The sequence below is a fragment of the Amycolatopsis sp. cg9 genome (genome assembly GCF_041346945.1).
Taxonomy (GTDB): Bacteria; Actinomycetota; Actinomycetes; order Mycobacteriales; family Pseudonocardiaceae; genus Amycolatopsis.
Map to the genome: position 1 here is coordinate 5,932,266 of NZ_CP166850.1, position 19,398 is coordinate 5,951,663.

Below are 19,398 nucleotides of genomic sequence, written 5' to 3' on the forward strand. Positions count from 1 at the left end.
GACTCCGGTGGCAAGCACGACCATGGTCAAGTGCCTGGTGTGGGACCTCGACGAAACCCTGTGGAACGGCACGCTGCTCGAAGACGGCGCCGTCGAGGTTTCCGAGGAGATCCGGCAGCTGGTGAAGACCCTCGACGCGCGCGGCATCCTGCAGTCGGTCGCGAGCAAGAACGACCACGAGCACGCCTGGGCGCGGCTGGAAGAGCTGGGCCTCGCCGAGTACTTCGTGCTGCCGCAGATCGGCTGGCACGCGAAGTCGCAGTCGGTCAAGGCAATCGCCGACGAGCTCAAGTTCGCCCTCGACACGATCGCGTTCGTCGACGACCGCGACAGCGAGCTGGCCGAGGTGACCTACCACCACCCGCAGGTGCGCACCTACCGCGCCGAGGACGTGCTGGAGCTGGCGAACCTGCCGGAGTTCAGCCCGGAGACGGTCACCGTCGACTCGCGGCGGCGGCGCCAGATGTACCAGGCGTCCTTCCGCCGCCAGGAGGCCCAGGCCGGGTTCGCCGGCCCGGACGAGGACTTCCTCCGTTCGCTGGACCTGCGGATGACGATCCTGCCGGCCACCGACACCGAGCTGTCCCGGGTCGAGGAGCTGACCCGGCGCACGAGCCAGATGAACGCCACCGGCATCCACTACTCCGACGAGAAGCTGCGCGAGCTGCTGGACGATCCGTCGCACCGGGTGCTGGTGGTCAGCATGCGCGACCGCTTCGGGCCGCACGGCGCGGTCGGCGTGATCCTGCTGGAGACGTTCGAAGAGTTCTGGCACCTGAAGCTGCTGGCGACGTCGTGCCGGGTCGTGTCGTTCGGCGCGGGCTCGATCATCCTGCGCTGGCTGGCCAACCAGGCCGCGAGCGCCGACGCGCACCTGGTCGCCGACTTCCGGGCGACCGACCGCAACCGGATGATGGAGATCGCCTACCGCTTCGCCGGGTTCGCCGACGACGCGTGCGCGTGCACGGCCGTGCTGCCCTCCGGTGAGGTCCCGGGGCTGCAGCGGCTGCACCTGGAGCCGGTGCCGCAGGAGGAGCCCACGACGGTGACCCTGGTGGCGCCCGACCTCGGCGAGCCGGTCGGGGTCCGCTGAGTCCACTGTGGAAGGCCCGCTCCCGCTCCGGGGGCGGGCCTTTCCGCTGCCGGCTGACGCGCTGAAGGGGACTTTCCTCGCATCACATGCGAGCAAAGTCCCCTTCAGCGCGTCAGATGCGGGGAACGTCCCCTTCAGCCGGCCTTGCGGATGAGCGTGATGCCGTCGGCCATCGGCAGCAGCGACATCTCCACGCGCGGGTCGTCGCGCACGAAGCGGTTGAACTCGCGGATGGCGACCGTGTCGGGGTCCTGGGCCTCGGGATCGGTGACGCGGCCGAAGAAGAGGGTGTTGTCGACGACGATGAGCCCGTCGGGGGCCAGCAACCCGAGCGCGGCCTCGTAGTAGGCGGCGTACCCGACCTTGTCGGCGTCGATGAAGACCAGGTCGACCGTGCCCGGCCCGTACTCGTAGAAGAGCGCGTCGAGCACCTGCGTGGCGGGATCGATCCGCAGGTCGATCCGGTCCTCGACGCCGGCGCGCCGCCAGTAGGGCCGGCCGAACGCCGGCCAGCGGTCGGTGACGTCGCAGGTGATGAGCAGCCCGGTGGCGGGCAGCGCCCGGGCCATGCAGAGGGAGCTGTAGCCGGTGAAGGTGCCGACCTCCACCACCAGGCGCGCCCGGGTGAGCTTGACCAGCAGCGCGAGCAACCGGCCTTCTTCCGCGGACACCTGCATCGCCGCCCCCATGGGCAGCGACGCCGTCTCGTCGCGCAGTTCGCGCAGGATCTCGTCCTCGGCTTGCGAATGCTCGCTCACGTAGCCGAGCACGTCGGAGGACGCCAGTAGTTGGGTCGCCATGGCGGAAGCCTAGGTTCGCCGGTTCCTGGAAGTGTCTAGTGTCGCGGCGACCCCGGTTCAGAGGCGCAGCAGTCCTTGGTGGACGCGGTGCAGCAGGGCGAGCGGCGGGCGCCCGGCGAGCCCGAGCTCCGCGACGTCGGCGACGAGCAGCCCACCGTCGATGCCGTGCCGGACGAGCACGCGGGTGTCGTCCAGCGACCGCCGGAGGTAGGCGGAGACCTCGGCGATCGAGGTGGGGATCTGGCACATCCGGCAGAGCGCGGCGAGATCGGGATCGAGCTCGGCGGCGGTCCGGTGCCGCCCGGTGGCGAAGACCATGACCTCCGGGGGCAGGAGGTGCCGGGCACGTGGGGGCGGGGGCGTGCTGCCGCGGACGTAGGGCCGTTCACGCGGGCTCCGGGGGAGGCCGCCGGTCTCGGGCGGTTCGCCGGGGCGGGTGCCGAGGGTGGCCGCGCGGCGCCCGCGGGTGCGGTCGTCATCGACGGAGGCGACGGGCTTGGCGGGCCGGGGCTTGCGGGCGGGCGCGCTGGCGGGGTTCGCGCTGGCGGCGGGGTGTGCGGTCTCGCCGGAGCCGGAGCCGGAGCCGGAGCCGGAGCCGGAGCCGGAGCCGGAGCCGGAGCCGGAGCCGGAGCCGGTGCCGCGGCCGGTGCCGGTGCCGGAGCCAGGGCCGGTTCGGTGCGGGCCGGAGTCGCGTGCGGTGGCGGCTTCGCCGGGACCGGTTCGCCGCGAGCCGGTGCTGGTTCCGCGGTCGCTGGTGCGGGTCGCGGCCCGGGCGGGGTCGCCGATGGCCTCGTCCGCGCGGCCGGTGTCGGCTGTTCTGCCGGGGCGGGTGCCACGCTTGCCCCGGGCTGGGGAGCTGGCCGCGGAGCCGGTGGCCTCACCAGGGCGAGGGCCGGTGTCGCGGTCGCCGGTGGCGTCGCCCGCGCGGCCGGTGCCGGTGGTCTTGCCGGGGCGGGTGCCACGCTTCCCGCGGGCAGGAGAGCTGCCCGCGGTCCCGCTGGCGCTCGCCTCGCGGTCGGAGGTCGCGTCGCCGTCGGGCGTCTTCCCGGCCCGGGCGCCGCGCTTGCCCCGGGCGGGGGAGCGGCCGCCGCCAGTTCGCTCAGGCGGGTCCCCGGCCTGCTGCTCCGGGGCGTGAGCCGGGTCGGAGTTGGGTTTGGGTGTGAATCCATGCGCTGCCCACACCTCGTAGTCGCCCCACCCGCCGAAGGACAGGGCGGCTGATCCGATCTTCGCGGGGCGGCGATCGTGGGAGTTTTTCATGTTCGCGGCCTCGAAACCGGTCGGGCGGGGTGGTGAGCCACCTTCACCCACGGCCCTGGCGGGGTGTCAAGACACTTTGCCTTAATGTAGGGATTTCTGGGTCTTCGTGGGTAGTGCGTTGTCGATGGGGGCCAACCGCAGACAAAACGAAGGTGCTGGACTTGTTAAACCAACATTGGGCGCCTTAGGCTGGAGAGCCACGTCACCCACCGGTACACCGCCGGCGGATGACGTCAAGCAGCCGCTGTGGTGCGGAGGGTGATGGTGGTGCCCGGACCAGGTAGAGCCGGATCGGCGTGGCCGGTCGCGCCTGTCCTGCCCCCCGCGGACACCGCCGCCCGGACCGCGGGCCGCGTCGGCGAGCCCGTGCTGACCGTTCCCTGGCTCGGGGAACGGGACGACCGCTCGCGCCGCACCGCCGAAACGCGGCTGGTCGAGCGGGAGGACGAGATCGCCGTGCTGCGGCGGGGGATCCGCGGGGTGCTGGCCGGGCGGTCCGGTCAGGTGACCGTCGTCGGCCCGCGCGGAGCGGGACGCAGCGCGTTGCTCGCCGCCGCCGTGAGGGAAGCCAGGGTCGCCGGCGTGATCACCGCCTTCGCCTCCTGCTCGCCCGGGGAATCGGCCGTGCACCGCGGCGTCATCAACCGGCTCTTCGCCGACATCGCCGACGCCGACTGCCGGCTCGACGGCGGGCCGCGCTCCTGCGGCCGGGCCTCGGCCGAGCGGTCCATCCCGACCCTGTGCGGCGACTTCGTGGGCGTCGCGAGCCAGGGCCCGCTGCTGATCGCCGTCGACGACGCCCAGTGGGCGGACCCCGGTTCGAAAGCCTGGCTCGAGGCCATGGAGCACCGGCTGCAGCAGGCGCCGATGCTGCTGGTGCGGTCCGTGCTCGCCACCGGTGAGCACCCCGGCGTGCCCGGCGGGGACACCGCCGCCGTCCGGCTGCTCACCGAGGACGGCCTGCGGCAGCTGGTCGGCGACCGCTTCCCCGGCAGCGAGCCCGATCCCCGCTTCACCGCGGGGCTGCACCGGGTCACCGGCGGGCGGCCCGCGCTGGTCGCGCCGGTGCTCGAACGGCTCGCCGCCGCCGGGCAGGACCCGGTGGCCGAGCACCTGCCGGCCGTCACCGCGCACCTCGCCGACGTCCGCGCCGCCGAGCTGGCCGTGTCGATCGCGGCGCTGCCCGCCGACGCCTTGAACCTGCTGCGCGCCATCGCGGTCTGCCGCGGGCGGCTCGACTTCGACCTCGTGACGAACCTGGCCGGCCCGCTCGCCGGTCGCGTCGGCGACGCCCTGCGCCAGCTGGTCGGGTTCGGCCTGGTGCGCGAAGGCGCGCCCACGCACATCGCCGACCGCACGACCGCCGACGCCGCCCTCGGCACGCTGAGCGCCGCCGACCGCGGCGAGCTCGCGAACCGGTGCGTCGAACTGGCCTACCGCGCGGCGGTGCCGGACGACCAGCTCGCCGAGCTGCTCACCGCGGTCCGCCCGGTCGGTGCGTCGTGGGCGGTCGCGACGCTGCGCCGGGCCGCGGAACGGCGCCGCGTGCTCGGGGACGACGCGGGCGCGGCGCGGCTGCTCGGCCGGGCGCTGCGCGAACCGGTCAGCCCGGCCGAACGCCGGAAGCTGATGCTCGGCCTCGCGCTGGCCGAGGTCGCCGACGAACCGGAGCTGAGCGACCAGCGCCTGCAGCGCGTCCTGCTCGACACCGGCCCGGAGGTCTCCGGCGCGGTGCTGCTCGAGGCGGCCGACCACCTGCTCGCCCGCGGGGACACCCGCACGGCGCACCGCGTGATCGCCGCGACCTGCCGCCGCCGCAGCGGGTTCGAAGCCGGCACGTCCGCGCTGGCCGCGCTCGGCAGGCTGGCGCAGGCGGACTGCGCGGCCGGCCCGGTGGTCCCGGCCGCCGCGTTCGACGCGCCGCCCGCGGCCCCCGGCGACACCGATCCCGTGCGCGCGGCGACGACCGCGGTGGAGCTCGCCCGCCGCGGCCGCGAGCCCGGCCGGGCGCGGGAACTCGCCCGGCTCGCGCTCGAACCGCGCGCGAACCTGCCGCACACCCTGCGCCTGCGTGCCGCGTGGGTGCTGCTGTGCACCGACGAGCTGTCCGAGGCCGTGCTCGGTCTCACCGACGTCCACCAGGACGCGGTCCGCGCCGGGGCCCGCGCGGTCGCGGCGAACGCGGTGCTGCTGCGGGCGCGCTGCGAACTGCGCCGCGGCAACCTCGGTCAGGCCCAGGCCGATCTCGAAGCCGCGGTGGCGCGGCTGCCCGAACGCGCCTGGCACCCGCGGGCGCTGCCCGGACTGCGAGCCGTGCGCGCGGAAGCGGCGCTGGCCGCGATGCGGCTCGACGACGCCGAGCGCGCGGTGACCCCGGCGCTCCCGGCCGGCGCGGACGACGGACTGGCCGCCGGGTACCTGCTGCTGCAACGCGGCCGCGTGCACCTGGCGAAGAGCGACGCGCGAGCCGCGCTCGAAGCGTTCCGCGCGGCCGGCCGCGGCACCACCGGGCGGCGCGAAGGCAACCCGGTCGACCTGCCGTGGCGGACCGGCGCGGCGCTGGCGCTGGCCCGCGCCGGGGCCGGCGGTGCCGTCGAGCTGGCCCGGGAAGCGCTGGCCCGCGCGGAAACCTGGGGTGTCCCGGGCGCGCGCGGGGCCACGAGCCTGCGCCTGGCCGACGTCTTCACCGGCGCCGAACGCCGTGCGCACCTGGAACGCGCCGTCCTGCTGCTGGAGGGGACGGCCCGGCGCGTCGACTTCCTCACCGCCGTCACCGAACTCGCCGCCGCGCGGCTCGACGACGGGGACGTCGCCGAGGCCACCGCCCTGATCGGGCGGGTCGCCACCCTGCGGCCGCAGCTGCTGCCGGCCGGGCTCGCGGAGAAGATCCGCGACGTCTCCGGCCGGCTGGCCCGCCGCGGTCCGGACGCCGCCGCGCGGCCCGCGTCCGGCGACCCCGCCGGCGCACTGTCCGAACAGGAGGCCCGGATCGCGGCGCTCGCCGCCGCGGGCCGGACGAACCCGGAGATCGCGCGGGCGTTGCAGCTGAGCAGCCGCTTGGTGGAGCTGCGCCTGACCCGGATCTACCGCAAGCTGACCGTGACCGGCCGGGGGCAGCTCGCCGAGCTGATGAGCCCCGGCTCCGCAGCGAGTTGATGGCCGGTGCTGCTGGAGCGAGACGCCGAACGGGCCGCGATCGCGACCGCGCTGAACGCGGCCGCGGGCGGTGACGGTTCCCTGCTGCTGATCAGCGGTCCGGCAGGCAGCGGGAAGTCCGCGCTGCTGCGGGACACCATGGCGGCGGCGTTCGGCGCGGGCGCCCGCGTGCTGCGCGCGGACGCCACCCGGCTCGAAGAGGACTTCGCGTTCGGCATCGCCCAGCAGCTGTGCCGCCCGGTGCTCGTCGCGGCGGGCGAAGCCGAGCGGGACCGGTGGTTCCAGGGCGCGTCCGAGCAGATCCTGCGTGCCCTGACCGAAGAACGGCTCATCACCGACGGCCACGAGCACTACCTGCCCACCGAAGCCGTCCTCTATGGACTGCACACGGTCGTGCACGCGATGTCCCACGACGACCTGGTCGTGGTGATCGTCGACGACCTGCAGTGGGCCGACCAGGGATCGCTGCGCCTGCTGGGCTACCTCGCCAAGCGGCTGAGCGGGTCGCGGATCCTGCTCGCGCTGGCGCTGGCCGACGAGTGCGAGGCGCCGAAGTACCCGCTGGTGCACGAACTGGTGACGGCGGCCGCGCGGATCGTCGTGCCCGGAGCGCTTTCGCGGTCCGCGGTCGCGTCGATGGCGGAGGTCGCGTTCGGCGAGCGCGCCGAGGAACCGTTCACCGCGATGCTGCACGAGGTCTCCCGCGGCAACCCGGCCGACGTCGCGACCGTCCTCACCGGACTGGTCGCCGAGGGGCTGCGGCCGGTCGCCGCGCAGACCGCGGCCGCGGAAACCGAAGCCGTGCGGCTGCTCGACCACCGCGTCCTGATGTCGCTGGGCTCGCAGCCGCCCGCGGTGCTCGCGCTGGCCCGCGCGGTCGCGGTGCTCGGCGACCTCGCCGAGCCCGGGCTCGCCGCCGACCTCGTCGGCCTCGACGACGTCGAGTACTCCTCGGCCGTGCAGCACCTGGAGCGGCTCGGCCTGGCCGCCCGCGAGGACGGGCGGATCGGGTTCGTCACCACGAGCGTGCGGGACGGCATCGAGTCCGCGATCCCGGTCGAGCTGCGCGAAGACCTCTACCGGCGCGCGGCGCGGCTGCTCTACGAGCACGGCCGCCCGGCGGAACGCGTCGCCGAGACGCTGATGAAGGTCGGCATCGCCGAAGATCCCTGGGAAGTGCGGATCCTCAGCTCGGCCGCGGGCAGCGTCCTGGAGCGCGGGGCCGGCGAGCTCGCGGCGCGCTACCTGCGCCGGGCCCTGCTGAACACCGCGCCCGACAGCGAAGAGCGCGGGCGGCTGCTCGTCGAGCTCGCCGCCGCGGAACGGGGTTTCGACCTGGTCGCCGCGGCCCGGCACCTGTCGCAGGCGCTGTCGCTGCTGCCGCCCGGGCCACAGCAGGCGGAAGCGGCGCTGTGGATCCCGCCCGCGTTCGCCGCGGCGGCGCCGAACGTCGGCGCGGCGGTGCGCGCCGCCGTCGAACCCGTGCTGCGCGAAGGGGAACCGGCGGAGCTGGCGCTGCGGGCCGAAGCCCGCACCTGGTACCCGGGGATCGGGCAGCCGGGCCGGGGCGAGGCCGCGCTGGCCCGCCTCACCGAACTCGAGCTCACCGGCGGCCTGGACACCGCGGCCGGCCGGGAGCTCGCGGTGGTGCTGCTGCACACCGCGGTGCTCTCGGGCAGCGTGCCGGTCGACGACGTCGAGACCGTCCTCAAGCGACTGGTCAGCGAGGAACCGCTCGACCCGCGGCACGCCTACACGTCCCTGCCGCTGCTGGTGTCCACCGCGGTTCTCGCCGACCGCGCCGCCGTGCTCGAGCCCGCGCTGACCGCGGCCGCCCAGGCGGCGCAGGAGCACTGGCCGGACACCGCGTCGCTGATCGCCGCCGAGCTCGCGGAAGTCAAGCTGGCGCAAGGGGAGCTGGCCAAGGCGCGGCGGATCGCGCTCGGCGTCCTGGAGGGCACCGACCACGAAGCCTGGCCGGACGCGCTCGCGCGGTCGGTCACCACCCTCGCCCAGATCGCTTTGGAGACGCAGGATCCCGAGCTCGGCGAACGCCTGCTGGGCACGCCGATGGACGGCACCGACCACCGCGTGTTCGCCGCGCGGCGGCTGACCCGCGGGATGATCGACCTGGTCCGCGGTGACCCGGCGACGGCGCTGGGCCGGTTCCTCGACTGCGGGCGGCGCCTGGAACGCGAAGGCTGGGTCAACACGCCCCAGTACCCGTGGCGGATCTGGGCGGCGCTGGTGCGCCAGCGGCTCGGCGACCTGACCGCGGCCCAGGCGCACGCGGCCGAAGAGGACCAGTTCGCGCAAGCCTGGGGGACACCGCTGAGCGTCGGGCGTTCCCTGCGCCTGCAAGGGATGCTGACCGGCGGTGCCGACGGCATCGCGCTGCTGCAGGAGGCCGCGGGCATCCTGCGCGAGTCGGAGAACGTCGTCGAGCGCGCCCGCACCGCCGTCGTGCTGGGGGCCCGGCTGCTCGACGCCGGCCTGCCCGACGCCGAAGACCTGCTGGCCGAGGGCCGGGAACTGGTCAAGGCGATCGGGGCGTCCTGGTTGGACGGCAGCGGCGAAACCGAGCTGAACGGTCCCGTGCTGCGGTTTTCCGGTGACAGCCTGGGGAACCTCACCAAGACCGAGGCCGCGGTCGCGCGCCTGGTGGTCCAGGGCTGGACGAACCAGCGGATCGCCGATTCCCTCGGCGTCACCCGGCGCGCGGTCGAGAAGAACCTCACCGGCACCTACCGCAAGCTCGAGGTCAGCGGCCGGGCCGAGCTCATCGAGCGCTTCGGCGCGCTCGACCAGGAGAGCTGATCGCCGGTACCGAACCCCGCACCCACCCGCGGGGTTCGGTACGCGGGTGCGGTGCGGGGTGCGGGGGTACGGACCCCCTTTTCGCCGGATTTCCCAGGTCAGGAGCCAAAAGGGCAGCGCGGTTGCCCGCTCTTCCCCAGGTTCGGTACCGCACCGCACCGCACGGCGGTCCGTACCTCCGTACCCCCACCGCCCCCGCACCACAGTGTTAAGGCCGGGTGTCCGGATTGTGTTGCCCGGGATAATCAAGCGTGCATAACATGATCTGCATCACCCCGGAGAAACGGCTCACACACTGACTGCCAGCCGTCGGCCTTCTCGCCCCCGGGGCTTCAGCTTCCAGCCGGAGAAAGGAATGCCTTCATGAGTGCGGACGTTGCGGATCTGGCTGTGGGTGCCGAGGTGGCCGGGGTCGCGGACCGGGCGGTCCGGACGGCCACCCGAAAGCCCGCGCTGCGCGCCATCACCCCCGAGATGTGCATGGTGAACCTGGACCACCGGCTGCGGATCGTCTCCGCCAGCATGGAGTTCTTCCGCGTCTTCGAGCGCAGCTCGGACGCGGTCACCGGCACCGGGCTCTGCGATCTGCTGCACCCCAGCGTGCGGAGCAAGGTCGAAAACCAGCTGCGGCTGCTGGCGCGCGGGGAGCGCAGCCGGTTCGTCGAGCGGATCCTGGTGATGCGCGAGAACGGCACGACGCTTTCGGGCGAGTTCATCGGCTCCACGGTGCACGGGGTCGGCGACCGGCTCGACAGCCTGACGGTCGTGTTCCGGCCGGACAAGAACGAGCGCGCCAACCAGGTGGCCTGCAGCAAGAAGAAGATCCTGTCCGAAATCGACGCCCGCATCCTCGAAGGGGTCGCCTCCGGGGTCTCCACGATCCAGCTCGCGGCCAACCTCTACATGAGCCGCGGCGGCGTGGAGTACCACGTGACGACGCTGCTGCGGAAGATGAAGGTGAAGAACCGGCCGGCGCTGATCTCGAAGGCCTACTCCATGGGCATCTTCGGGGTCGGGTCGTGGCCTCCGCGTGCGCTCCCGGACTTCGTGCGGTGATGGGGACGTGGCCGCGATGGGTGCGACGAGGCTCCCGGACGAACTGACCCACCGGGCACGGGCGATGCTGCGCGCGGTCGCGGCCGGCCGGGCGGAAATCGCTTGCAGCTGCGAGCCCGACCTCTACATCGACGGGCTGGTCTGCTGCGACCAGTACACCGCCCACGAGCTCGCGCACCGCGGCCTGGTGGCGCCGGCGCGGCCGGGCCGGGTGGGGCAGCGGGTGCGCGCCCGGCTGACCCCGGCGGGAGCCGCGGCGCTCGGGACGGTGGGCGAAGCGGCGTGACGTGCGGAAACAGCTTGGCGGGCCGGGTGTCCTTCCGGGAATCGGAGGGCCACCCGGTCCGCCTTGTCGTGCTCGTGCTCGGGGGCAACTATATGGCTTTGTGTTGGTTTGCTGCCACGCGGCGTGGTCGGCGTTCTTCCTGGCCACAGTGCGAAGATCATGGACTTCCGAAGATAACGGTTGAACTTCCGGTGAAGTTGGGTCTTGCAAACGAAGATGAACGCAGGCAATATCAACCAAACCAACGAGGACCCCGGCGGAGGTGTGCTGAAGTGTTCGTGACCCTGACGGCGAACCCGAGCGTCGACCGGACGATCGAGGTCGACCGGCTCATCCGGGGCGAGCTGCACCGGGCTACGGGTGCGCGTGTCCAGCCGGGAGGCAAGGGCATCAACGTCGCACGCGCCTTGGTGCGCAACGGACTCAAGGCCCGGGCCGTCGTCCCGGCCGGCGGGGCCGACGGCGACCACCTGATCAGCCTGCTGCACGACTACAACATCGACGTGGTCCGGGTGCGGACCGTGGAACCCGTGCGCAGCAACATCAGCGTGGTCGAACCGGACGCGACCGTCACCAAGGTGAACGAGAGCGGGCCGCACCTCTCCGGTGCGGAACTGGAAACCCTGTGCGACACCTTGATGGCGCACGTGGCCGACGCGGAATGGGTGGTGGCGGCGGGAAGCCTGCCACCGGGCGCCGGCGAAGACTTCTACGCCGACCTGATCGCGCGCCTGGCCACGACCGGCGCCAAGGTCGTCGTGGACACCAGCGGCCCGGCGTTCCGCACGTCGGTCAAGGCCGGACCGGCCCTGGTCAAGCCGAACCTCGACGAGCTCGAGGAAGCGGTCGGCCGGCAGCTGGACACCGTGCGGGACGTCGTCGACGCCGCGCAGGAACTCCGCGCCCTCGGCGCGGGCACGGTTCTCGCCAGTCTCGGCAGCAAAGGCGCCGTGCTGGTGGAAGACGCGGGAGTCTGGTGCGCCAACGCATCGGCCGAACCGCGGAGCTCGGTGGGGGCCGGCGACGCGATGCTCGCCGGTTTCCTGGCGGCAGGGGGGAGTGGCCCGCAGGCGCTGGCCACAGCCGTCGCCTGGGGAGCGGCAGCAGTGTCGCTGCCCGGGAGCACGATGCCGGGTCCCGAAGACGTGGGGGCGCGTCGAGTGCGGGTGGACCCGCGTCCGGAGTGGGACGAGAAGGTGCGCGAGTAGCGCGCCGGCCCGGACCGCTCACCGCCATCGCCGGATGGCGATCCCTCCCCAACCCCTTTCCCAGAAAAGGAAGCCAACGATGACTACCACTGCGGAGCGCGAAGAGGAAGCCACTCCGTCGAGGGCGGAACGCGCGCGGGTCAGCATCCAGCGGTTCGGCGGGCACCTCGCCGGCATGGTCATGCCGAACATCGGCGCGTTCATCGCCTGGGGTCTGATCACCGCGCTGTTCATCCCGAGCGGCTGGACGCCCAACGCGCACATCTCCGAGCTCGTCGACCCGATGATCAACTTCCTGCTGCCGGTGCTGATCGGGTACACCGGCGGCCGGATGGTCCACGGCCAGCGCGGCGCGGTCGTCGGCGCGGTGGCCACGGTCGGCATCGCGGTCGGCGCGTCGATCCCCATGTTCCTCGGCGCGATGATCGTGGGCCCGCTGGGCGGCTTCCTGATCAAGCTGTGGGACGAGAAGGTCGGCAGCAAGACCGCGCCGGGCTTCAAGATGCTGGTCGACAACTTCAGCGCCGGCATCATCGGTGGCACGATGGCGGTGCTGGGCATGCTGGGCATCGGCCCGGTGGTGCAGGGCATCACCAAGGCGCTCGGCAACGGCGTGCAGGGCCTGATCGACGCGCACCTGCTGCCGCTGGTCTCGATCATCGTCGAGCCGGCCAAGGTGCTCTTCCTCAACAACGCGATCAACCACGGTGTGCTGAGCCCGCTGGGCGTGGCCGACGCGCTGAAGGACGGCAAGGCGATCGAGTTCCTGATCGAGCCGAACCCCGGTCCCGGCCTCGGCATCCTGCTGGCGCTGACCTTCTTCGGCGCCCGCAGCGCGCGGGCCACCGCGCCGGGCGCGATCGTCATCCAGTTCCTCGGCGGCATCCACGAGATCTACTTCCCGTACATCCTGGCGACCCCGCGGCTGATCCTGGCCGCGATCGCCGGTGGCGCCGCGGGTGTCGCGACGTTCAGCATCTTCGACGCGGGCCTGACCGCCACGCCGTCGCCGGGCAGCATCATCGCGGTGCTGGCCGTGACGCCGAAGGGCGGCTACCTGGGCGTGATCGCCGGCGTCGTGATCGCGGCGGCCGTGTCGTTCATCGTCGCGGCGGTGCTGCTGAAGTTCGGGCGGGACGCCCGCAAGGAAGAACGTGCCGCGGCGATCGCCGCCGGTGGCTCGGTGGCGTGACGATCACCGTCGATCGAAGGAAGGAACCACGAGGATGAGCAGCATCGAAGGCAAGGAAGTCAAGAAGGTCATCATCGCCTGCGACGCCGGCATGGGCAGCAGTGTGATGGTCGCCTCCCAGCTGGCCAAGCGGCTGAAGCCGTACTCGGTCAAGGTCGAGCACACCCCGGTCAACGAGATCCCGGCGGACGCGCAGGTCGTGCTGTGCCAGTCCACTTTGGTCAGCCGGGCGCGCAAGGCGAGCACCGGCGCGGTGATCCTGGGCTTCCAGAGCTTCCTCGGCGACCCGGTCTTCGACCGCGTCGAGCAGGCGATCCGGGACGGCGGTTCCCTTGCCGACTGACGCCACCATCCTCGGGCCCGAGTCCGTGCTCATCGGCTGCACCGCCCCCGACCAGGCGGACGCGATCACCCAGGTCGGGCGGAAGCTCCTCGAACTGGGGGCGGTGGAGCCGGGGTACCTCGACGCGATGCACGAACGCGAAAAGTCCGTGTCGACCTACCTCGGCGAGGGCGTCGCGATCCCGCACGGCACCGACGAATCCCGCAAGTTCGTCAAGCGCACCGCGCTGGCGATCCTCCAGTTCCCCGCCGGGGTCGACTGGGACGGCAACGACGTCCGGCTCTGCGTCGGCATCGCGGCCAAGGGATCGGAGCAGGTCGGGATCCTGTCCTCGCTGGCCCGGATCCTGATGGACTCCGAACAGGTCAAGCAGCTGCGCGAGGCCCCGGACGCCGAAACGATCCTGCGACTGTTGAACGAAGTGGACGAGGAGTTTTCCCGATGAAGGTGGCACGTTTCTACGCGCCGGGTGATCTGCGGGTCGAAGACGCGGACGAGCCGAAGCCCGGCCCGGACGAGATCAAGATCCGCGTGCACAACACGTCGACGTGCGGTACCGACCTGAAGATCTTCCGGCACGGGCACCACCACATCGACCCGCCGCGCGTGATCGGTCACGAGATCGCCGGCGAGGTCGTGGAAACCGGCGCCGGCGTGTCCGGCTGGGCGGCCGGTGACCGCGTGCAGGTCATCGCGGCCATCCCGTGCGGCGAGTGCAAGCAGTGCCGCAAGGGGCTGCAGCAGGTCTGCCCGAACCAGCTGTCGATGGGCTACCACTTCGACGGCGGGTTCGCCGAGTACATGATCGTGCCGAAGCAGGTCCTCAAGGTCGACGGCGTCAACCGGATCCCCGAGGGCGTCAGCTACGCCGAGGCTTCGGTGGCCGAACCGCTCGCGTGCGTCCTGAACGGACAGAACTTCGCGCAGGTCGGCGCGGGTGACGTCGTCGTGGTCGTCGGCGCCGGCCCGATCGGCTGCCTGCACGTGCGGCTGGCGCGGGCGAAGGGCGCGGCCGCGGTCTACCTGGTCGAGCTCAACCGCAACCGGCTGGACCTGGCGGCCGACCTCGTCAAGCCGGACGCCGCGATCTGCGGCAGCGAGGTCGACGTGGTCGAGAAGGTCCTCGAGCTCACCGGCGGCGACGGCGCCGACGTGGTCATCACGGCCGCGGCGGCGGGCAAGGCCCAGGAGGACGCGCTGAAGATGACCGCGCGCCGCGGCCGGATCAGCTTCTTCGGCGGCCTGCCGAAGGACAACCCGATCATCGCGTGCGACTCGAACCTGGTGCACTACCGGGAGCTGACCATCTACGGCGCCAACGGGTCCAGCCCGGACCACAACCGCCAGGCGCTCGAGCTGATCTCCTCGGGCAAGGTCCCGGTCGACGACCTGATCACCCACCACCTGCCGCTGTCGGACGTGCTGAAGGCGATCGACATCGTCAGCAGTGGCGAGGCGATCAAGGTGACGATCGAGCCGGGCAGCGTCTCCGCGTAAGCGGTGCGGTGCGGACCCTGAGGAGGCGACCAACGGTGGTTGACGAACTGCGCGGCAACCCGGCGAGCCCGGGCGCGGCCGCCGGCCCGGTGGTGCGGCTGACGCCGCCCCCGGTGCTGCCGGAGCACTGGGACACCCCGGCGGCTCCCGAAGCGGAGCTGGCGGCGGCGACCGAAGCGCTCGACGCGGCGGTGGCGGACCTGGAGAAGCGCGCGGCTTCGGTGTCGGGCGAGTCGAAGTCCATCATGGACACCCAGATCATGATGGCGCAGGACCCGTCGCTGCGGACCGGCATCGCCGACGGGGTGGCCGGCGGCCGCCCCGCCGCGTGGGCGATTCGCGACGCGTTCGGCAAGCACGTGGCCGCGCTCGAGGCCATCGGCGGTTACCTCGGCGAGCGGGCGGCCGACCTGATCGACATCCGCGACCGGGCGATCGCCGCCGCGCTGGGCCTGGCCCAGCCGGGCATCCCGGCGGTCGACGGGGCGTTCGTCCTCGTCGGACAGGACATCGCTCCGGCCGACACGGTCCTGCTCGACCCGGCGAAGGTGCTCGGCATCGTCACCGAGAAGGGCGGGCCGACCAGCCACACGGCGATCGTCGCCCGGGCGCTGGGGATCCCCGCGGTGGTCGGCTGCGCCGGCGCCGCGGGCCTGGCGGACGGGCAGCGGATCGCGGTCGACGGCACGCGCGGCACGGTCGCGGTCGACCCGGACGACGAGTACGTCCACCGGATCGAAGCGGAAGCGGCGTCACTGAAGGAAAAACTCGCGGCCCACAGCGGTCCCGGCGCCACCGCGGACGGCCACCCGGTCAAGCTCCTGCTCAACGTCGGCAGCGCCGGCGGGGCGGCGACGGACGCCGCGGCCGACGCCGAAGGGGTCGGGCTGTTCCGCACCGAGTTCCTGTTCCTGGACCGCACGGAGGCCCCGACGGTCGAGGAGCAGCGGGCGGCGTACGGCGAAGTGCTGCGCGGGTTCTCCGGCCGCCAGGTCGTGATCCGCACGCTCGACGCCGGCGCCGACAAGTACATCCCGTTCGCCAACACCGAGGACGAGCCGAACCCGGCCCTGGGTGTGCGCGGGTACCGCGTCGGCGTCCGCAACCCCGGTCTGCTCACCGCGCAGCTGAAGGCGATCAGCCTGGCGGCGGCCGACCACGACGCCGACGTGCGCGTGATGGCGCCGATGATCGCCACCCCGGCGGAAGCGGCGGCGTTCCGGGACCTGGCGCGGGAACACGGGATCGGCAAGACCGGCGTGATGATCGAGGTGCCGGCCGCGGCCATCCGGGCGCGGGACATCCTGGCGGAGGTCGACTTCGTCAGCATCGGCACCAACGACCTCTCGCAGTACACCTACGCCGCAGACCGCATGCTCGGCGAGCTGGGGGAGCTGCTGGACCCGTGGCAGCCGGCGCTGCTGGCGCTGGTGGCCAACGTCGCCGCGGCGGCGAAGGAGGCGGGCAAGCCCGCCGGCATCTGCGGGGAGGCGGCGAGCGACCCCGGGCTGGCCCCGGTGTTCGCGGGGCTGGGCATCACCAGCCTGTCGATGTCGGTGTCCGCGGTCCCGGCGGTGCGGGCCGCGTTGAAGGACTACACGTTGGAGCAGTGCGAAATCCTGGCCGGGGAAGTGCTGAGGGCACCGGACGTGCCGTCGGCGCGGACGGTCGTCGAAGAGTTCTCGGCCCGGTCGGTCGACTAGCGTTCACGAGATGGGGAAATCCTGATGCCCAGTAGGAAAGTGGTGATCGGCTCGCCCGTCGGGCTGCACGCGCGGCCGGCGAAGCTGCTCGTCGAGCTGGCCGGCCGCCTGCCGGTCCCGGTGAAGATCGGCCGCGACGAGAACCAGCTCGTCGACGCGGCCAGCATCCTCGCGCTGATGGCCCTCGGCGTCCGCGGCGGCGAAGAGGTGCTGGTGACGGCCGAAGGCGAAGGTGCCGAGGACGCGGTGACGCAGGTCGTCGAGCTGCTGGCCCGCGACCTCGACTCGGCGGAGCAGCCGGCGGGCTGACGCCTCCAGTACGGCCGGGGAGCTTCGTGGACTCACCCGGCCCCCTCCGGCGGGGCGCCCGGTGACCCCCAGGCCGGGCACCCCGCCGGTCCCTTCCTTCCGGCGGGCCGTCTGGCCACTGCGCGGGCGGCCCGCCGGAGCCCCACGAACGAGAACCGCCCCCCGGAACCCGGTGGGCGGTTCTTCGCGTCCCTGGGGCCGCACTTTCACGTGAAAGTGATCCGGAGTCCGCCCTCCGTCTCACTTTCACGTGAAAGTGCGGGTCAGCGCGCGCCGTAGAAGTCCGCGACGCGGGCTGCGATGACGTCCTGGTCCGCTTCGGACAGTCCCGTGTGGGTCGGCAGGCACAGGCCGGCCGCCGCCAGCTTCGCCGCGTTGAGCTCCGTCCACGACGGATCGAGGTACATCGGCTGGCGGCTCATCGGCGGGAAGAACACCCGCGTCTCGATGCCCGCGGCGGCCAGGTGGGCCTTCAGCTCGTCGCGGTCCTCGGCCAGCAGGTCGTACATCCACAGCACGTCGCGGCCGGGCATGCGCGTGATCCCGGGGAAGTCCAGGCGCTCGTCGTAGCGCTTCTCGATCTGCGCGCGCAGTTCCAGGATTTCGTCCAGCCGCTCGACCTGGGCGAGCGCCACGGCCGCCTGCAGGTTGGTCATCCGGAAGTTGTAGGCGAGGTTCTTGTGCACGAAGTCGTGGGCCTTGCCGGTCGCGAAACCGCGCAGGTGCGCCATCTGGGCGGCCAGGCGCGGGTCGTCGGTCAGGCAGATCCCGCCCTCGCCGGCCGTGACGATCTTGTTGGCGTACAGCGAAAAGCACGCGATGTCACCGACCGGGCGGACGCCGTGCGCCTCCGCGGTGTCCTCGACGACCCGCAGGTTGTACTCGAAGGCCAGCTCCATGACGGCGTCCATGTCGCAGCGCCGGCCGTGCACGTGGACCGGCATGATCGCCTTGGTGCGCGGCGTGATCGCCGCCTCGGCCAGTGCCGCGTCGATCGTGAGGTCGTCTCGGCAGTCCACGAGCACCGGGGTCGCACCGGTGTAGGTGACCGCCCAGGCCGAAGCCACGAACGTGAACTCCGGCACCAGCACCTCGTCGCCCGGGCCGATGCCCAGCGCCCGCAACGCCAGCGTCAGCGCCGCCGTGCCCGAGGAGCACGCGACGCCGTGCGCGACGCCGTTCCACGCGGCGAAAGCCGCCTCGAACCGCGCGACGAACGGCCCCTGCGCGGAAATCCAGCCCGAGCCGACCGCTTCGGTGACGTAGTCGCTCTCCCGGCCGGTCAGGTACGGCTGGGACACGGGGTACGCAAAGGCCATCGGTTCCTCGCTCGTCTCGGGGATGCCGGAAAGCGCCAGGATGGGCCCGCCCGCGACTGGAAAACACCAGTGATCGCCGCGGATCACCCGGATTCTCCAATGTTTTCCCGAGTCGGCGGGGCGTCCAATGGAGCCCGATCAGCGGCAGTCTCGGGAAGCCGTGGGCGCAGCCGGCCGGTGGACGTGGGAGAACCATGACGAAACGAGCATTGATCACGGGCATCACGGGGCAGGACGGCTCCTACCTCGCCGAGTACCTGCTGAAACTGGGGTACCAGGTGTGGGGGCTGGTGCGCGGCCAGGCCAACCCGCGCAAGCTGCGCATCAGCAAGCTGGCCACGGAGCTGAGCTTCGTCCACGGCGACCTGCTGGACCAGGCGAGCCTGGTCGCGGCGGTGGACCTGGTGCAGCCGGACGAGGTCTACAACCTCGGCGCGATCTCCTTCGTCCCGATGTCGTGGCAGCAGGCCGAACTCACCTCCGACGTCAACGGCATGGGCGCGCTGCGGGTGCTCGAAGCGATCCGGATGGTCTGCGGGCTCGACAAGTCGCGGCCGACCACCGGCGGCGGGATCCGCTTCTACCAGGCTTCGTCGTCGGAGATGTTCGGCAAGGCCGCGGAAACCCCGCAGAACGAGCGCACGATCCTGCACCCGCGCAGCCCCTACGGCGTCGCGAAGGCCTACGGCCACTACATCACCCGCAACTACCGCGAGTCGTACGGGATGTACGGCGTCTCGGGCATCCTGTTCAACCACGAGTCGCCGCGGCGCGGGATGGAGTTCGTCACCCGCAAGATCTCCAGCGCGGTCGCGCGGATCAAGCTCGGGGTGCAGGACGAGCTGCGGCTGGGCAACCTCGACGCGGTCCGCGACTGGGGGTTCGCCGGCGACTACGTCCGCGCGATGCACCTCATGCTCCAGCAGGACGAAGCCGTCGACTACGTCATCGGCACCGGCCGGATGCACACCGTCCGCGAGGCCGCCGAGATCGCGTTCGCCTCGGTCGGGCTCGACTGGCGCGACCACGTCGTCATCGACCCGGGCCTGGTGCGCCCGGCCGAGGTCGAGGTGCTGTGCGCCGACGCCACGCGCGCCCGCACCGACCTGGGCTGGAAGCCGACCGTCACCTTCGAGGAACTCATGCGGATGATGGTCGAGTCCGACCTGACCCAGACCAGCCGCGAGCTGGACCTCGGTGAGGCGCTCACGGCCGCCGTCTGGTAGCCGCTTTCTCCCGCGAGGGAAACCAAAGACATTCGCGCCCCGGGCGGTCACGCCGCCGGGCGCCGGGTTGCCGGAGCAGCAGCCGTCACCGGGGCGCACCGCTCGCCGTCGTGTCGGGATGGGTTGCTGATTC

Annotated in this window: 16 protein-coding genes; 13 read left to right on the top strand and 3 right to left on the bottom strand. The window is 72.5% G+C overall.

Features of this window, described 5'->3' with window-relative positions; translation table 11 throughout:
* The first annotated feature begins 22 nt into the window (after window positions 1–22).
* The gene (locus AB5J73_RS28260) at window positions 23–1,093 is read left to right on the top strand and encodes an HAD-IIIC family phosphatase (protein WP_370973367.1); all 1,071 of its coding nucleotides are present in this window, start codon (window positions 23–25) and stop codon (window positions 1,091–1,093) included.
* A 134-nt stretch (window positions 1,094–1,227) separates the two neighbouring features.
* Here the strand turns inward: AB5J73_RS28260 and AB5J73_RS28265 are convergent, their stop codons facing one another.
* A complete protein-coding gene (locus tag AB5J73_RS28265) occupies window positions 1,228–1,893 on the bottom strand; it encodes an O-methyltransferase (RefSeq protein WP_370961695.1) in 666 nt (221 codons plus the stop codon).
* A 57-nt stretch (window positions 1,894–1,950) separates the two neighbouring features.
* Entirely contained in the window at window positions 1,951–3,153 is a 1,203-nt protein-coding gene (locus AB5J73_RS28270; RefSeq protein ID WP_370961696.1) for a DUF742 domain-containing protein, read from the bottom strand.
* Between the two features lie 246 nt (window positions 3,154–3,399).
* Here AB5J73_RS28270 and AB5J73_RS28275 point away from each other — a divergent pair, with 246 nt between their 5' ends.
* The 11 genes from AB5J73_RS28275 (at window position 3,400) to AB5J73_RS28325 (ending at window position 16,720) form a co-directional block, all read left to right on the top strand.
* Window positions 3,400–6,309: an AAA family ATPase gene (locus AB5J73_RS28275; protein ID WP_370961697.1), complete on the top strand. Its 2,910-nt coding sequence runs from the start codon at window positions 3,400–3,402 to the stop codon at window positions 6,307–6,309.
* Between the two features lie 6 nt (window positions 6,310–6,315).
* The gene (locus AB5J73_RS28280; protein WP_370961698.1) at window positions 6,316–9,126 is read left to right on the top strand and encodes an AAA family ATPase; all 2,811 of its coding nucleotides are present in this window, start codon (window positions 6,316–6,318) and stop codon (window positions 9,124–9,126) included.
* Window positions 9,127–9,489: 363 nt separating this feature from the next.
* The gene (locus AB5J73_RS28285; RefSeq protein WP_370961699.1) at window positions 9,490–10,182 is read left to right on the top strand and encodes a LuxR C-terminal-related transcriptional regulator; all 693 of its coding nucleotides are present in this window, start codon (window positions 9,490–9,492) and stop codon (window positions 10,180–10,182) included.
* 16 nt (window positions 10,183–10,198) lie between these two features.
* On the top strand, window positions 10,199–10,468 hold the full coding sequence (locus AB5J73_RS28290; RefSeq protein ID WP_370961700.1) for a hypothetical protein: 270 nt from the start codon (window positions 10,199–10,201) through the stop codon (window positions 10,466–10,468).
* A 272-nt stretch (window positions 10,469–10,740) separates the two neighbouring features.
* Complete coding sequence (pfkB, locus tag AB5J73_RS28295; protein ID WP_370961701.1) at window positions 10,741–11,676, top strand: 1-phosphofructokinase; 936 nt, start codon at window positions 10,741–10,743, stop codon at window positions 11,674–11,676.
* A gap of 79 nt (window positions 11,677–11,755) precedes the next feature.
* On the top strand, window positions 11,756–12,868 hold the full coding sequence (gene mtlA, locus AB5J73_RS28300) for a mannitol-specific PTS transporter subunit IIC (RefSeq protein WP_370961702.1): 1,113 nt from the start codon (window positions 11,756–11,758) through the stop codon (window positions 12,866–12,868).
* A gap of 34 nt (window positions 12,869–12,902) precedes the next feature.
* A complete protein-coding gene (locus tag AB5J73_RS28305; RefSeq protein WP_247024825.1) occupies window positions 12,903–13,211 on the top strand; it encodes a PTS lactose transporter subunit IIB in 309 nt (102 codons plus the stop codon).
* Window positions 13,201–13,656 carry a PTS sugar transporter subunit IIA gene (locus AB5J73_RS28310; protein WP_370961703.1) on the top strand — a complete coding sequence of 152 codons (456 nt, stop codon included), beginning with the start codon at window positions 13,201–13,203 and terminating at the stop codon, window positions 13,654–13,656. The genes AB5J73_RS28305 and AB5J73_RS28310 overlap by 11 nt, the downstream gene beginning before the upstream one ends.
* A complete protein-coding gene (locus AB5J73_RS28315; RefSeq protein WP_370961704.1) occupies window positions 13,653–14,708 on the top strand; it encodes a zinc-dependent dehydrogenase in 1,056 nt (351 codons plus the stop codon). The genes AB5J73_RS28310 and AB5J73_RS28315 overlap by 4 nt, the downstream gene beginning before the upstream one ends.
* 35 nt (window positions 14,709–14,743) lie before the next feature.
* On the top strand, window positions 14,744–16,411 hold the full coding sequence (ptsP, locus tag AB5J73_RS28320; protein ID WP_370961705.1) for a phosphoenolpyruvate--protein phosphotransferase: 1,668 nt from the start codon (window positions 14,744–14,746) through the stop codon (window positions 16,409–16,411).
* Window positions 16,412–16,435: 24 nt separating this feature from the next.
* Complete coding sequence (locus tag AB5J73_RS28325; protein WP_370961706.1) at window positions 16,436–16,720, top strand: HPr family phosphocarrier protein; 285 nt, start codon at window positions 16,436–16,438, stop codon at window positions 16,718–16,720.
* Window positions 16,721–16,983: 263 nt separating this feature from the next.
* Here the strand turns inward: AB5J73_RS28325 and AB5J73_RS28330 are convergent, their stop codons facing one another.
* Window positions 16,984–18,039, bottom strand: a complete 1,056-nt coding sequence (locus AB5J73_RS28330; protein WP_370961707.1) for a DegT/DnrJ/EryC1/StrS family aminotransferase — start codon at window positions 18,037–18,039, stop codon at window positions 16,984–16,986.
* 194 nt (window positions 18,040–18,233) lie between these two features.
* On the opposite strand from AB5J73_RS28330, the gene AB5J73_RS28335 reads away from it, so the two are divergent.
* Window positions 18,234–19,265: a GDP-mannose 4,6-dehydratase gene (locus AB5J73_RS28335; protein WP_370961708.1), complete on the top strand. Its 1,032-nt coding sequence runs from the start codon at window positions 18,234–18,236 to the stop codon at window positions 19,263–19,265.
* Window positions 19,266–19,398 lie beyond the last annotated feature (133 nt).

What these genes read in the sequence shown, in the direction of transcription:
- AB5J73_RS28260 (WP_370973367.1), top strand. Translation starts at nt 23, where the DNA reads ATGGTCAAGTGCCTGGTGTGGGACCTCGACGAAACCCTGTGGAACGGC.
- AB5J73_RS28265 (WP_370961695.1), bottom strand. Translation starts at nt 1,893, where the DNA reads ATGGCGACCCAACTACTGGCGTCCTCCGACGTGCTCGGCTACGTGAGC.
- AB5J73_RS28270 (WP_370961696.1), bottom strand. Translation starts at nt 3,153, where the DNA reads ATGAAAAACTCCCACGATCGCCGCCCCGCGAAGATCGGATCAGCCGCC.
- AB5J73_RS28285 (WP_370961699.1), top strand. Translation starts at nt 9,490, where the DNA reads ATGAGTGCGGACGTTGCGGATCTGGCTGTGGGTGCCGAGGTGGCCGGG.
- AB5J73_RS28290 (WP_370961700.1), top strand. Translation starts at nt 10,199, where the DNA reads ATGGGTGCGACGAGGCTCCCGGACGAACTGACCCACCGGGCACGGGCG.
- mtlA (WP_370961702.1), top strand. Translation starts at nt 11,756, where the DNA reads ATGACTACCACTGCGGAGCGCGAAGAGGAAGCCACTCCGTCGAGGGCG.
- AB5J73_RS28305 (WP_247024825.1), top strand. Translation starts at nt 12,903, where the DNA reads ATGAGCAGCATCGAAGGCAAGGAAGTCAAGAAGGTCATCATCGCCTGC.
- AB5J73_RS28315 (WP_370961704.1), top strand. Translation starts at nt 13,653, where the DNA reads ATGAAGGTGGCACGTTTCTACGCGCCGGGTGATCTGCGGGTCGAAGAC.
- AB5J73_RS28325 (WP_370961706.1), top strand. Translation starts at nt 16,436, where the DNA reads ATGCCCAGTAGGAAAGTGGTGATCGGCTCGCCCGTCGGGCTGCACGCG.
- AB5J73_RS28330 (WP_370961707.1), bottom strand. Translation starts at nt 18,039, where the DNA reads ATGGCCTTTGCGTACCCCGTGTCCCAGCCGTACCTGACCGGCCGGGAG.
- AB5J73_RS28335 (WP_370961708.1), top strand. Translation starts at nt 18,234, where the DNA reads ATGACGAAACGAGCATTGATCACGGGCATCACGGGGCAGGACGGCTCC.